This window comes from Oerskovia turbata (assembly GCF_000718325.1).
Taxonomy (GTDB): domain Bacteria; phylum Actinomycetota; class Actinomycetes; order Actinomycetales; family Cellulomonadaceae; genus Oerskovia; species Oerskovia turbata.
In genome coordinates this window covers 303,328-317,200 of record NZ_JOFV01000005.1, presented here as the reverse complement: position 1 = coordinate 317,200, position 13,873 = coordinate 303,328, and the positions used below count along the sequence as shown (strand labels likewise).

10 protein-coding genes and 1 tRNA gene are annotated in these 13,873 nt (G+C 73.2%); 4 read left to right on the top strand and 7 right to left on the bottom strand.

Annotated elements, in window-relative coordinates:
- Nucleotides 1–66: 66 nt before the first annotated feature.
- The 7 genes from IE95_RS0107055 to IE95_RS0107025 form a co-directional block, all read right to left on the bottom strand.
- On the bottom strand, nt 67–573 hold the full coding sequence (locus IE95_RS0107055) for an acyl-CoA thioesterase (protein ID WP_030150925.1): 507 nt from the start codon (nt 571–573) through the stop codon (nt 67–69).
- A gap of 83 nt (nt 574–656) precedes the next feature.
- On the bottom strand, nt 657–2,243 hold the full coding sequence (locus IE95_RS0107050) for a GTPase family protein (RefSeq protein ID WP_030150924.1): 1,587 nt from the start codon (nt 2,241–2,243) through the stop codon (nt 657–659).
- On the bottom strand, nt 2,243–4,291 hold the full coding sequence (locus IE95_RS0107045) for a dynamin family protein (RefSeq protein WP_051702834.1): 2,049 nt from the start codon (nt 4,289–4,291) through the stop codon (nt 2,243–2,245). The genes IE95_RS0107050 and IE95_RS0107045 overlap by 1 nt, the downstream gene beginning before the upstream one ends.
- Nucleotides 4,292–4,432: 141 nt before the next feature.
- A complete protein-coding gene (gene ettA, locus IE95_RS0107040; RefSeq protein ID WP_030150922.1) occupies nt 4,433–6,115 on the bottom strand; it encodes an energy-dependent translational throttle protein EttA in 1,683 nt (560 codons plus the stop codon).
- A gap of 111 nt (nt 6,116–6,226) precedes the next feature.
- A complete protein-coding gene (locus tag IE95_RS19505; protein WP_051702833.1) occupies nt 6,227–6,904 on the bottom strand; it encodes a single-stranded DNA-binding protein in 678 nt (225 codons plus the stop codon).
- A gap of 43 nt (nt 6,905–6,947) precedes the next feature.
- Entirely contained in the window at nt 6,948–8,534 is a 1,587-nt protein-coding gene (locus IE95_RS0107030; protein ID WP_036571253.1) for a GTPase, read from the bottom strand.
- Entirely contained in the window at nt 8,531–10,249 is a 1,719-nt protein-coding gene (locus IE95_RS0107025; protein WP_084689911.1) for a GTPase, read from the bottom strand. Before IE95_RS0107025 ends, IE95_RS0107030 begins: the two co-directional genes overlap by 4 nt.
- Before the next feature lie 243 nt (nt 10,250–10,492).
- On the opposite strand from IE95_RS0107025, the gene IE95_RS0107020 reads away from it, so the two are divergent.
- The 4 genes from IE95_RS0107020 to IE95_RS0107005 all read left to right on the top strand — a co-directional run bounded on the left by IE95_RS0107020 (nt 10,493) and on the right by IE95_RS0107005 (nt 13,866).
- Nucleotides 10,493–10,565 (top strand) — tRNA-Arg (locus IE95_RS0107020).
- 284 nt (nt 10,566–10,849) lie between these two features.
- Complete coding sequence (locus IE95_RS18735) at nt 10,850–11,110, top strand: helix-turn-helix transcriptional regulator (protein WP_051702832.1); 261 nt, start codon at nt 10,850–10,852, stop codon at nt 11,108–11,110.
- Complete coding sequence (locus IE95_RS0107010; protein WP_051702831.1) at nt 11,107–12,375, top strand: type II toxin-antitoxin system HipA family toxin; 1,269 nt, start codon at nt 11,107–11,109, stop codon at nt 12,373–12,375. Before IE95_RS18735 ends, IE95_RS0107010 begins: the two co-directional genes overlap by 4 nt.
- A gap of 273 nt (nt 12,376–12,648) precedes the next feature.
- Complete coding sequence (locus tag IE95_RS0107005) at nt 12,649–13,866, top strand: toxic anion resistance protein (RefSeq protein WP_030150916.1); 1,218 nt, start codon at nt 12,649–12,651, stop codon at nt 13,864–13,866.
- Nucleotides 13,867–13,873 lie beyond the last annotated feature (7 nt).

Genomic DNA, 13,873 nt, shown 5'->3' with positions numbered 1-13,873 from the left:
CACGGGACCGGCGGACGCCCCCCGCGGGCGAGGACGTCGGGGGGACGTCGACCGGTCCGGACAGGCTCAGCGTCCTCGGCGTCGGAACTCGAGCGGCTCCTCGACGAACGGCTGCCAGGCCGCGCGCTCGGGCTCGGTGATGCGCCGCGGTGCGCCCGTCGCCGCGTCCACGACCACGATGGTCGTCGCGGCCTTGGCGTAGGGCCTGCTGCCGATCGAGGGCCCGGTCCGCTCGGCGCCGTCGGGCCACTCGGTGTGCACCTCGTAGCAGACCTCGAGGCTCGCCCCACCCAGGTGCCCGAGCCACATCTCGACACGCACCGGGCTCCGCGTGAACCCCAGGGGCCGCAGGTACTCGATCTCCTGCCGGGCGACCAGGGTGTGCGACGTCGCGTGCGGCCCCGTGTCGAGGACCGCCGTGGGCCAGCTCTCCTCGAGCGACGCCTCGGGGTGACGCCAGAACGCGGTGATGCGGGCATCCTCCAGGAGCCGCAGCATCTCGACGTTGTTGACGTGCTGGTAGGCGTCGAGGTCGGACCAGCGCAGGGCGACGGGGACGTGCAGGCGGGTCATGGAAGTCCTTTCTTCACGTGGGGCGCGCGCCTCTCGTCCGCCGGGGATCGGCGATGAGGCACCCGGGTCACCTTACGCCCGCCTCAGGTCGCCGCGACCTGGGCGGCCACACGGCACGTGGTGAGCGCCGAGAGCTCCTCCGCGACGGGGAGCCAGACGAGGCGCCCCGCGACCTTCCCGATGCTCTCCCGCAGCCTGCGACGCGCACGGGCCGCACGCCGTCGGGCACCGAGAGCCCCCGCGACACGCGACGCGAGGGCCAGCACGACGCCGACCGCCGCCCCGCCCACGACCAGGAGCGTCGGCCAGGGGAACCCTCGCCACGCCGGGGTCTCGGGGGCCGGGAGCTGGAGGTAGGCGAGCACCGCGAGCACACCCAGCCAGACGAGCCCCACGACCAGGGCCCCCAGCACGACCCACTGGAGGAGGCTCACGACGCCCCACCAGCGCGGGCGCCGCGCGGCCTCGAGCTCGGTGCCCGCGACCGCCTGGTCGAGCTCGTCGGCAAGCCCCCCGGTCCTGTCGGTCACGCGCTCTCGCGCGGCGAGGGCCCAGTCCTGGGGGGCACCGGCCGTCATGGTCGACACGTACTCGCGGACGGCGACCTGCGCGCGGGCCGCGACCGTGGGCGAGGCCCGCGGGACGGACGTCCGGGCGAGGTCGGGCCGGTCCGTGCCGCGCGTGAGCCCGAGGCGCCGCAGGGGGTCCACGCGCAGCCTCCCGATCCACCGCGTGGGCGGCCACCCGGTCGCGGCGCGGGCGCGCCGGTTCGCCGAACCGCGGACGGCGTCGACCACGGTCGGCACACCGGCCGCGGCCTCGAGGGCGTCGACGAGGCGTGACCGGGCCGCGTCCTGCGACCGCTCGGGCACCTTGTCCCCGCACGCGTCCGCGATCCGGCGCGCGACGCCGCGCACGTCCGCGACCATGCGCGCGACCGCGGCCTCGCGCCGGGCGGCTGCCTGGCCCAGGAGCGCGTCGAGCTCGTCGACCCCCTGCCCCGTCGTCGCCGAGACGCCCAGGACGCGCGCCGAGGAGAGGCCGTCCTCGGCCACGAGCCGGCGCAGGTCCGCGAGGCACGCGGTCGCCTCCTCGGGGGTCAGCCGGTCGATCTGGTTGAGCACGACCACGACGACGTCGCCGTGGCCCGCGAGCGGGCGCAGGTACCGCTCGTGGAGCGCCGCGTCCGCGTACTTCTGCGGGTCGACGACCCACACCAGCAGGTCGACGCGCTCGACCAGGCGCTCGGCGATCGCGCGGTGCTCGGTCACGACCGAGTCGTGGTCCGGCAGGTCGAGCAGCACGAGCCCGTCGGTGGCGACGCCCGTGCGGTCCGCGGCGTGGTGGCGGTCGCCGACCTCGAGCCAGCTCAGCAACGGGTCGGCCCCCGGCCCCCAGACGACCGCCATCGGGCGCCCCGTCGTCGGGCGGGTGATGCCCGGGCGGGCGAGCGGGGCGCGCGCGATCGCGTTGAACAGCGAGGACTTGCCCGACCCGGTCGAGCCCGCGAGCGCGACGACCGTGTGCTCGGCCGACAGCGCGGTGCGCGTCGCGGTGTGCGCGAGGACGGCGCGGGCGTCGTCGAGCAGGTCGTCGGGCAGGCGGGCCGTGCCGGCGGAGACTGCGGTCTCGAGCGCGGCGGTGCGGGCCGTCAGGTCGAGGCGGGCCATCAGGGCTCGTCCCCGGTGGCGGCGGCCTCGCCCGGCTCGACCGGACGACCACCGAACAGGCGGCGCCAGAACCCGGGACGCTCGGTCGCCGAGGTGTCGGTAGGGTCCGGTGGCGCGGACGCGGGGACGGCGCGCGCCCCGCGCAGGGCACCCCCCTGCCCGACGGCGCCGCTCCCCTCTCCCGTCGCGCCCGCCCGGTCGCGGGTCTTCTGCTCGCGCCGCGCGGCCTGGCGCACGTCGTACGCCGCGGCCCGGAGCGGGGCCCCCGTGGCGTCCCCCGTACCGAGCGCGTCGAGCTGCGACGTGTAGCGCCGGGCCTCGCCGTCGAGCACCGCCGCGACGCGGCCCGCGAGCCGGTCCTGCGCGGTGCGGGTCAGGCGGCGGACCGCGTCGTCGCCGAACACGGCCTCCAGGAGCTTCTGCGCGAGGACCGCGGTCCCGCCCGCGATCCCGATCTCCGCCCCGGTGATGCCGCCCGTCGAGGCGAACACGAGGATCATGAGCGCCACGCCCAGGCCGTTGAGGCCGAACGACAGCGCACGCGCCGTGCCGCGCCTGCCCGCGGCCTGCTCGCCGACGAGCGCGAGGACGTCCGACTGCCAGCCCCGGATCTCCTCCGCGACCCGGGGCCGCAGCGAGGCCGAGGCGCGGGACAGGTCGAGCCCGTCGAGCAGCGCGGCTCCGGCCGGGTCGGCACGCCACGCACGGTAGGTGCGCTCGGCGGCCTCCTCCGCGGCGTCGAGCACCACGGACTCCAGGCCGTGCGAGATCGCCTCCTCGACGCCCGGGACCTTGCGTCCCTTGCCCCGGAAGAAGCCGCCGATCGCGTCGCGGACCGAACCGACCTTCTGCTCGACCGCCCGGAAGAACTCGCCCGTACCCACGAAGTCCTGCCAGCGTGCGAGGACCTCGCCGCGCAGCATCGCGCCGTCGCTCGTCGCGGCCAGGACCGTGCGCCGCGCGTCGTCGTACGCCGCGTCGACCGAGGACCGCAGGTGGTCGTCGGCCTCGTGCTGCACGTCGACCGCGCCCGCGAGCCGCAGCGCGCGCCGCACCAGGTCGTCGACCACGCCGTCCCGCGTCGCGTCGATCACGGCCGAGCGCGCACCCGCGTCGCCACCGAGCGCAGTCAGCCAGCGCGAGATCTCCCCGACCGCGGTCTCGGGCAGCAGACCGTCCGTGAGCGGCGCCTCGGGCACGACGAAGATCGGTGCGTCGCCCAGGCCGTTCTCCGAGGCCAGGCGATGAAGGTCTGCGCCGACGGCCTCCGCCCCGGGGTCCACCCGGTCCAGGACGAGCGCCACCTGCGCGCGCCGGGTCGCGGCCTCGTGGAGCAGGTCCCAGGGCACCGCGTCGGCGTAGCGGGCGGCCGTGGTCACGAAGAGCCACAGGTCCGCGGCACCCAGGAGCTGCGCGGCGAGCTCGCGGTTCTCGACCACGACCGAGTCGACGTCCGGGGCGTCGAGGAGCGCCAGGCCCTGCGGCAGGACCTCGGACGCGACCAGCCGGACCGACCGCTGCGCCCCCTCCGCGGAGCCGTGGTCCGCGGGCCCCGCGACGCGCGCGAGCCCCGGCAGGATGCGGTCAGTGCTGAACCAGCGGGCGTCGAGCGGGTGGTGGACAAGCACGGGCGAGCGGGTCGTGGGCCGCAGGACCCCCGGCACCGTGACCTTCTCCCCCAGGACCGAGTTCACGAGCGTCGACTTGCCCGCGCCCGTCGAGCCACCGACCACCACGAGCAGCGGCGCGGACCGTGACCGCAGGCGCGGGAGCAGGTAGTCGTCGAGCTGGTCGACCGCGAGCGCGAGCGTCCGACGGTCCTCCTCGACGCCCGGTGTCACGAGAGGCAGGCGCTGCGCCGTGAGCTCGCCCCGCAGGACGTCGAGAGCGGCGACGAGCTCGTCGGTGCCCGCCGCCGTCCGCGCGGGCGCGTTCCCCGCGCCGGGGTCCTCGTCGGCCGCGTGACGACCGTGGACCGCTTCCTCGGAGGCGCTGTCGACGGGGTCACCGCCGACGGGCGGGACGGCGTCGTCGCTCGGCTGGGTCATGCGCCTCAGTCTGCCGGACGGAGCGCCCGCGCGACCGGTGAGCGCGCCGGGACGACGAAGGCCCCCGGCGGATCCGCCATCGCCGGGGGCCTTCGGTCGCGGTGCCGCCCGTCAGCGGGGTGAGCACCGGTCGTGCGCTGGTCAGTCGCGCGTCAGCTTGCGGTACGTGACGCGGTGCGGGCGCGCTGCGTCGGCACCCAGGCGGCTGATCTTGTTCTCCTCGTACGAGGCGAAGTTGCCCTCGAACCAGTACCAGTTCGCCGGGTCCTCCTCGGTGCCCTCGTACGCGAGGATGTGCGTCGCGACGCGGTCGAGGAACCACCGGTCGTGCGAGACCACGACGGCGCAGCCGGGGAACTCGAGCAGGGCGTTCTCGAGCGAGCCCAGGGTCTCGACGTCGAGGTCGTTGGTGGGCTCGTCGAGCAGCAGGAGGTTTCCACCCTGCTTGAGGGTCAGCGCGAGGTTCAGACGGTTGCGCTCACCGCCCGAGAGCACGCCGGCCGGCTTCTGCTGGTCCGGGCCCTTGAAGCCGAACGCCGCGACGTACGCCCGCGAGGGCATCTCGACGTTGCCGACCTTGATGAAGTCCAGACCGTCCGAGACGACCTCGAACAGCGTCTTCTTGGGGTCGATCCCGCCACGCGACTGGTCGACGTAGGAGATCGACACGGTCTCGCCGACCTTCAGGTCGCCGCCGTCGAGGGGCTCGAGGCCCACGATCGTCTTGAAGAGCGTCGTCTTTCCGACGCCGTTGGGGCCGATCACGCCGACGATGCCGTTGCGGGGCAGCGTGAAGCTCAGCCCGTCGATGAGCTGGCGGCCGTCGAAGCCCTTCTGCAGGTTCTGGGCCTCCAGCACGACCGAGCCCAGGCGTGGGCCCGGCGGGATCTGGATCTCCTCGAAGTCCAGCTTCCTGGTGCGGTCCGCCTCGGCAGCCATCTCCTCGTAGCGCGCCAGACGCGCCTTCGACTTGGTCTGGCGGCCCTTCGCGTTGGAGCGGACCCACTCGAGCTCGTCCTTCAGACGCTTCGCGAGCTTCTGGTCCTTCTTGCCCTGGATCGCCAGGCGCTCCTGCTTCTTCTCCAGGTACGTGGAGTAGTTGCCCTCGTAGGGGTACAGGCGACCGCGGTCGACCTCGCAGATCCACTCCGCGACGTGGTCCAGGAAGTAGCGGTCGTGGGTCACGGCGAGGATCGCGCCGGGGTACGACGCGAGGTGCTGCTCGAGCCACAGGACGGACTCGGCGTCCAGGTGGTTGGTGGGCTCGTCGAGGAGCAGGAGGTCGGGCTTCTCCAGGAGGAGCTTGCAGAGCGCGACACGGCGGCGCTCACCACCCGAGAGCACCGACACGTCGGCGTCCGGCGGCGGGCAGCGCAGCGCGTCCATGGCCTGCTCGAGCTGGGAGTCGAGGTCCCACGCGTCGGCCGCGTCGATGGCCTCCTGCAGGGTGCCCATCTCGGCGAGCAGGGCGTCGAAGTCCGCGTCCGGCTCGGCCATGAGCGCCGAGATCTCGTTGAAGCGGTCGAGCTTGCCCTTGATCTCGGCCACGCCCTCCTCGACGTTGCCGAGGACCGTCTTCTCCTCGTTCAGCGGCGGCTCCTGCAGCAGGATGCCGACCGAGTAGCCCGGCGAGAGCCGGGCGTCGCCGTTCGAGGGCTGCTCGAGGCCGGCCATGATCTTCAGGATCGTGGACTTGCCGGCACCGTTGGGGCCGACCACACCGATCTTGGCCCCGGGAAGGAAGTTCAGGGTGACGTCGTCGAGGATGACCTTGTCACCGTGCGCCTTGCGCGCCTTGTACATGGAGTAGATGAACTCAGCCACTGGCTCTGTTCCACCGTTCGATCGCTCGCGGGATGCTGTGCGCCCGCCCCGGACCCGGGGTGCCCCAGGTGGGGCGGGCGTCTTCGACCCCCCAGCCTACGCGGTCGGGCCTCAGCGCGTCGCCAGGAGCCCGCCGGTCAGCACGTCCTCGTGAGCGTGGTCGGCCTCGATCTTCTCGTCGGTCAGGCCCGCGTCGTCGGCGCCCGGTCCCTGCTCCCCCAGCGCGTCGTCCACCAGGCCGTGCTCGGCGTCGTCGTCCTCGGGGAACGGCTCCCCCAGCCCGCCCAGGTCCCACGCGCTGCCGTCGCCCGGTCCCTCGCTCAGGCCGCCCGTCCGCTCACCGGACCCCGGGCTCCCCGAGGCCGGGACGCCCCCGGGCGAGGCGGGCGCCGGGGCGTCCGCGGCGCCGTCGGGCTGGGCGGTGCGGTGGACCGTGTGCTGGAACTGCGCGCGACCGCGCGTCAGGTCGGGGCCGAGCGCGCTCGCCTCGATCACGAGGTTGGTGCGCGGGCCCTCGGGGCTGGTCCACTCGTCGACCGCGAGGCGGCCCGTGACCACGACCGCGTCGCCCTTGCGCAGCGACGCCGCGACGTTCTGCGCCATGGCCCGCCACGCCTTCACGGTGAACCAGATGGTGCGCCCGTCGACCCACTCGCCGCGCGAGCGGTCGAGGTAGCGCGTGGTGCTCGCGATGCGAAAGCTCGTGAAGTCGTTGCCGGTCGGGGACGTGAAGAGCTTGGGGGTCGTGCCCATGAAGCCTGCCAGCGTCACCGTGACGTCGTTGCCCATCGTTCCTCCTGGGTGCGGGGCCGGCCTGGTGCCGACCGCGCACTCAGGCTGACGGTTCGCGCGTCGCAGCGTCCTGGGCCGAAGGGGCGTCTGTGGACAGGTCGCTCAGGTCCTGGGCTGTGGGCAACGTCAGAGGCCCGGTGAGCGGCGATGCCTTGCCGGTGTCGCGCGCCGACTGCGCCAGCTCGCGCACCCGCCGGTGCTCGTCGAGGAGCTTCTGCGTGGGCCTGCCCATGGTCTCCTGGACCACCCGCTCGACGGCGCCGTGCCCCGAGGCCACGACCGTCGCCTCCCGGCGGCGCGCCAGCGTGCGGCGGATCTGGAGCCCCGCGAGGAAGAAGCCCAGGGCGACCAGGACCGCGGCCCCGGCCACGATCGCGAACGTCGCGACGATCGCCTTGTCCAGGTCCAGCACGCCCAACGAGCTGAGGATCGCGAGCGCCCCCGTGACCACCGCAACGCCGATCGCCGCGAGCGCCGTGGTACGGGTCGCGCGCGCGGAGGACGGCCCGCGGGTGTCGAGCGAGACCTTCGACAGCGCGCGCTGCGTGTCCTCGACCAGCCGGTCCGCAGGAGCGACCGCCTCGTCGAGCGCGTGCTTCCAGCCCGGACGCAACGCCTTGCCGGCCCGCGCGAGCCACCGGCTACGGGACAGCGCGACGGCGTCGACCTGCGGCGGGGCGAACTCGGGGCGGCCGTACCCGTTGCGCACCGCCGCCGCGACCTGCCCCGCGACGGCCGCCAGGCCCGTGGCCTCACCGATCGCCGCGACCTCCTCGTCGACCGCGGTGCTCATGGTCCACGGCACCTCGCCGGGCGTCTCCTCGAGGAGGAGCGCACCCGCACGGTCGAGCTCGCCCGCGACGCGGCTCGCGGCCACGCTCCGGCGGGCCACGGCCTGCTCCAGGAGCTCGCGCACCTGCCCGAGGCCCTCGCCCGTGCGCGCCGAGACCATCGTCACGAACACGCCCGAGAGCCCGTCCTCCTCCAGGAGTCGCCCCATGTCCGCGACGAGGTTGCCGCGCTGCGTCGTGGGCACGGTGTCGATCTGGTTGAGCGCCACGACCATCGACGCCTCGAGGCCGACAGACTTCTGCAGGTAGCCCGAGTGCAGCGCGTCGTCCGCGTACTTCTGCGGGTCCACGACCCACACGAGCAGGTCGACGAGCGGCAGGACGCGGTTGACGACCTCCTGGTGCGCGGGCTCGATCGAGTCGTGGTCCGGCAGGTCCAGCAGGACCAGGCCCTCCAGACCCTGCTCGGCGTCGCCGTCGAGCTCGCTGCCGCGCGTGATGCGCCGCTCCGGGTCGACCTCCAACCAGTCCAGCAGCGCGGTCGCCTGGTCGCTCCACGAGCACGCCGTGATGCGCGCCGTCGTGGGGCGCTTGGCGCCCACGTCCGCGAAGTTGAGCCGAGAGATGCGGTTGAAGAGGCTCGACTTGCCCGAGCCCGTACCGCCCGCGAGCGCCACGACCGTGTGGTCCACGCCGAGCGCCAGACGCTCCCGCACCCCGCCGATCGCGGTGCGGACTCGGGCCGCGACCTCCGGGTCGAGCCGGTCGCCCGCGAGGTCCAGGGCCTTGGCCAGGTCGTCGGTCCGGGACCGGAGCAGGGTGTCGTGGGACGTCATGAGAGCCTCCTGAGCTCGGCGAGGCGCAGGCGCAGCCCGACGGCGGCATCCGGTGCGAGGGCGGGGATGTCGAGGCGGTCGTGCAGGTCGAGCGCCTCGCGGGCCACCACGACGGCGGCACGGTCCGCGAGGTCCGACGTCAGGGTCGTGACCGACGCGTCCCCGGCGTCGCCGAGGAGGCTGTGCACGAGGCGAGCGGCGTCGTCGGACCCCGCGGCGGCCGTGAGGAGCAGCGCCGCCAGGCCGGTGGTGCCGAACGCCTTGACCGCGGCCTCGGCCCGGCGCGTCTCGGCCGTCTCCTGCGGCGCGATGCCGGGCTCGTCGACGCCCCGCAGGGCCTCGACGGCACGGTCCGCGACGGCGACCCACTCGTGGACCTGCGTCGCCGCGGCCTGCTCGCGTGCTGCCTCACGGACCGGGTCACCGTGCTCGGGGGCGAACGCCGGGCCACCCGGAGGGGCCGACGGGCCGGAGAGCGCAGCGCGCAGGGCGTCGTCGGCGGTGACCCCGGCGGCGACCAGCGTGCGGGTCGCCGCGGCGCGCACCTCCTCCAGCAGGGGTTCGAGCGCGACCTCGCGCGAGCGGCCCCTGCGCCTGGTCGAGCGCGCCTGCCCGTGCCGGACCTTGACGCGGTCGATCTTCTCCGCACCCGCGAGCTGGGCCCAGCGCGAGGCGACCGATCCCCCGGCCACGACGCCTGAGGCGACGGCCCGGCGGGCGGAGGCCTCGGCGTCGGGCAGCGCGCGGTCGATCGTCTCGCGCAGGACCTCCGCGGCCTCGACCTGCTCCTGCACCGCGTCCGCGATGCCCGTGACCCACGCGGGCAGCGCCGCGAGAGACCCCTTGAGCGTGCGCACGATCACGGCCCGCGAGCGGTCCGGCCCCGCGAGCATCGTCAACCAGCGCGCGATGGGTGCGACCGTCGCACGGTCGAGCATGCCCTCGTGCGGGCCGACGTCGGGGATCACGAACAGCGGGACCCCCTCCATGCCGTGCTCGCGCAGGCGCGCCAGGAGGTCGCCACGGATCGTCGTGAGGTTGTGCTGCGGGACCCGGTTGAGGACCATCGCGACGCTCGCGCCACGCTCCATGGCCTGCCCGAGCGCGACCCAGGGCAGGGCGTCCCCGTAGCGTGCGGCCGTGGTCACGAAGAGCCACAGGTCCGCGGCCTCGAGCAGCTGGGCCGCGGTCGACCGGTTCTCCGCGAGGAGCGAGTCCAGGTCCGGGGCGTCGAGCAGCGCGGTGCCGCGCGGCACGCCGTCGTGCTCGACCACGCGCGACATCGCCGTCGTGGGGCTGTGGACCAGGACGTCGACATCGAGCGGGTTGTACGCGAACACGGGCTCACGGGTCGTGGGGCGCAGGACGCCCGCCGTCGAGACCTCCTCGCCCAGCAGCGAGTTGTACAGCGTCGACTTGCCCGCGCCCGTCGACCCGGCGATCACGACGACCGCGGGCGAGGACAGCTCCTTGAGCCGGGGCAGCAGGTGCTCGTCGAGCTGGTTCAGGAGGCGCTTGCGGGCCTCCTCGGCGTCCCCGGCCCCGTCGAGGTCCAGCGGCAGGCGGGCGTCGGCGACGTCGCGGCGCAGGTCACGGCCCACGTCGTAGACCGTGGTCCCGATCTCCTCGGGGGCGTTGCCAGGCGTGATGCCGGGCGTCCGGCCCGAGGCGGAGAAAGCCCGCGGGGCACGGTCGGCAGCATGTCGGGTCGTCACCCGTTCATCTTCTGTGGTTCCCGAGGCGATGCCAAACGCGCGCGCCGATGATCGGGTGACGGACTGCGACAGGGGCGGGTGAGATGGCCGACCGGGGGCGTGGGGCTGGGTCGAGGTGGTGTGCGAGGCGTCGCTCCAGCCCTCGGCCAGAACTGCCCGACGGCGCCGCTCGCCCCGTGCGACACGTCCGCCTCGCGCGCGTGCGCGCAGGTCACGGCCGGATCCCACTACGATGGTCCCCGCGCCCCGATAGCTCAATGGATAGAGCAACGGCCTTCTAATCCGTAGGTTGCAGGTTCGAGTCCTGCTCGGGGCACCCCTCTGACCAACACCGTCGTCCGACTCGTGACCATGGCCGCCGCGACGCGCAGCAGGAGTGCAGCACACGCAGCCCCAGGAGTTGAGTCCCTGGGAGCGGTGTAGCGGCGCTCGATCCGGGTGGGGCGATCGGTTCGTGTCCTGCTCGGGCGCTCCTCCCGTCCCCGGACCTTCAGGGCCTCCGGACCCCGCTCCCCAGCGACACGGAATGTCACCGTACGCTTACATCCCGGAATGTCCGGGTGCGTTGACATTCCGGGATGCTGGAGTACCTTGACATGCATGGACATGACGAGCGCGACCGGGTTGGGTGCCCAGGTGCGCACTGCGCGCCTGGGTGCAGGTATGACGCAGCAGGACCTGGCGAGAGCCTCGGGCGTCTCCCGGTTGACGATCGGGCTCATCGAGCGTGGGCATCCGAACGGTGAGGTGGGCAAGCTCTTGGCGGTCGCTCGGGCGTTGGGGATGGGGTGGCGGTTGGAGCCGTTGGCGCCCGCGGCGTTCTCGCTGGACTCCCTCGAGCAGGACACGGACCCGCTGTGAGTCGCGAGCTGATCGTGCTGTTGTACGGGGCGGCGATCGCCACCGTGACACAAGATCGTCATGGGCGTCACCAGCTCACGTACGCGCAGGACCACGACGGCGTCGATGCGACGCCCCTGTCGTTGTCGATGCCCGTCGGTGCCCGAACGCATGGCGGGCGGGTGCTGGACGCGTACATGGCGGGCCTGCTGCCGGACAGTCAAGCGGTGCGTGAGCGGTGGGCGGACCGCTGGGGTGTCAGCCCGGAGAACTCGTTCGCGCTCCTGGAACGGATGGGGTTGGACTGCGCGGGCGCGGTGCAGTTCGTGGCTCCCGACCAGGTGGATCAGGCACTGACGCGTCCAGAGGACCTGCGAGCGCTCACAGATGGGGACGTCGCCGAGCGGTTGGCCGCGCTGCGCAAGGACGACAGCTCGTGGGCCGCACCTGGGGAACGGTGGAGCCTGGGCGGCGCGCAAGGCAAGTTCACGCTGGCACGCAACCGCGACGGCGCGTGGTTCGAGCCGACCGGCGGGGCCGCGTCCACGCACATCGTCAAGCCGGGCGTCAGCGGGTACCGCGACCAAGCGTTGAACGAGCACCTCTGCTTGCTGACCGCTGTTGCGTGCGGACTGAGTGCAGCCAGCACCCAGTTCCTCACGTTCGACGATCAGCCGGCGCTGGTCGTCGCGCGGTACGACCGGCGACGGCGCGGGGACGACATCGTGCGCATCCATCAGGAGGACCTGGGACAGGCCCTGTCGGTATACCCCCGCAAGAAGTACGAGGCGAGCGGAGGTCCTGGCGTCGGTCGTATCGCGACGCTCCTGCGCGACCGTGCGAGCGACGCGGACACGGACGTCCGCCGGTTCGTTTCCGGGGTCATTTTCAACTACCTCATCGGCGCCCCGGACGCGCACGTGAAGAACTACTCCGTGCTGCTCGCGGGGCCTCAGGTGCGCTTGGCGCCGTTGTACGACGTTGCGTCCGCGTTGCCGTACGACATCACCGACCCCGACTCGGAGCTCGACCGCGCAGCGATGTCGATAGGTGGGCACCGGGTCTTCGGCGCGGTCCACGGGCGCCACTGGGACAAGATGGCGCGCTCGTGCCGCGTACCCGTCCCCGACGTGCGGGCGAACGTCACCCGGCTCGCACACGACCTGCCCGGGGCACTGGAGCGTGTGGTCTCCAAGCACGTGAGCGGGCACGACGAGCTCGGGACACGTCTGGTCGACCGCGTGCGTGCGTTGTGCCGCGCGACGCTGGACACGCTGGACACCTAGCCCGCAGAGGCGGTCCGGCCCCTCCTCTCACAGCGGGGCCCACCTCAGGACCGGGTGAAGATCGCCCCGGACGGCGGGCCACGATCCAGCCACCCCGGCCAGGAATCCCGTCGCCGGGAGTTCTCTCCTCTCCCGGGGCGTGAAAGAGTAAAGAACCGGCCACCCGTCGCGGATATACTCCCCGGACCGGCCGGTCGACCGGCTTGCCCGGTTCGCCGGGTTCCAGGGGTGGGTCTCGCACCGACCCCGGTCAGTCACGAGCGAAGGATCACGATGACCGAGGCAGCACCGCTCCAGCCCCCCGCCGCGACCGAGCACCTCGTGCTCTCCGCGCCCGAGCCCGTGAAGCCCGTCGCGACCACGCAGGCTCCCGCGATGGCTCCGCGCGTCGACGAGGCCGCGATCCCCGGCCTGGACCAGAAGGTCACGTCCTACCTCGACGCGCTCATGGCCTCCGACGCACGCTCGCCCGAGTTCGCGGCCAAGGCCAACGACGTGCGCACCATGGGCGACCAGGACATCCGCACCGCGGCCGACTCGTCGAACCGCCTCCTCGCCACGCCCGTGCGCGCGCTCAAGGAGGGTGGCCTGTCCGAGGGTTCCAAGGTGGGCAGCACGCTCCTGGAGCTGCGCCGAACGGTCGAGAACCTCGACCCGTCCGAGGCGAGCGTGGGTCGCAAGCTCCTGGGCATCATCCCCTTCGGCGACAAGCTGACCGACTACTTCCGCCGCTACGAGTCCGCGCAGGGCCACCTCAACGCGATCATCCGCGCGCTCTACGACGGCCAGGACGAGCTCCGCAAGGACAACGCCGCGCTCAACCTGGAGAAGCAGCACCTGTGGGACACCATGGCGCGCCTCAACCAGTACATCTACGTGGCCGAGCGCCTCGACGCCCAGCTCTCCGCGAAGACCGCCGAGCTCGACGCGACGGACCCGGAGAAGGCCAAGGCGCTGCGCGAGGACGTCCTGTTCTACGTGCGCCAGAAGCACCAGGACCTCCTGACGCAGCTCGCGGTGTCCATCCAGGGCTACCTCGCGATCGACATCGTCATCAAGAACAACGTCGAGCTCATCAAGGGCGTCGACCGTGCGACCACCACGACCGTCTCGGCGCTGCGCACGGCCGTCATCGTGGCGCAGGCGCTCGCGAACCAGAAGCTCGTCCTCGACCAGATCACCGCGCTCAACACGACGACGTCGAACATGATCGCCTCGACGTCCAAGATGCTCGCGGACCAGTCGGCGACCATCCAGTCGCAGGCCGCGAGCGCGACCGTCGGTCTCCCCCAGCTCCAGGCCGCGTTCCAGAACATCTACGCGACCATGGACTCGATCTCGACGTTCAAGGTGCAGGCGCTGGACTCGATGGCGCAGACCATCGGCGTCCTGGAGACCGAGACGACCAAGGCGCGCGAGTACCTGGACCGGGTGGCCCAGGGCGACCAGTCGGGTGCGGCCTCGGGCTCGCTCGACCTCGGGAAGGTCTGACCCGCAC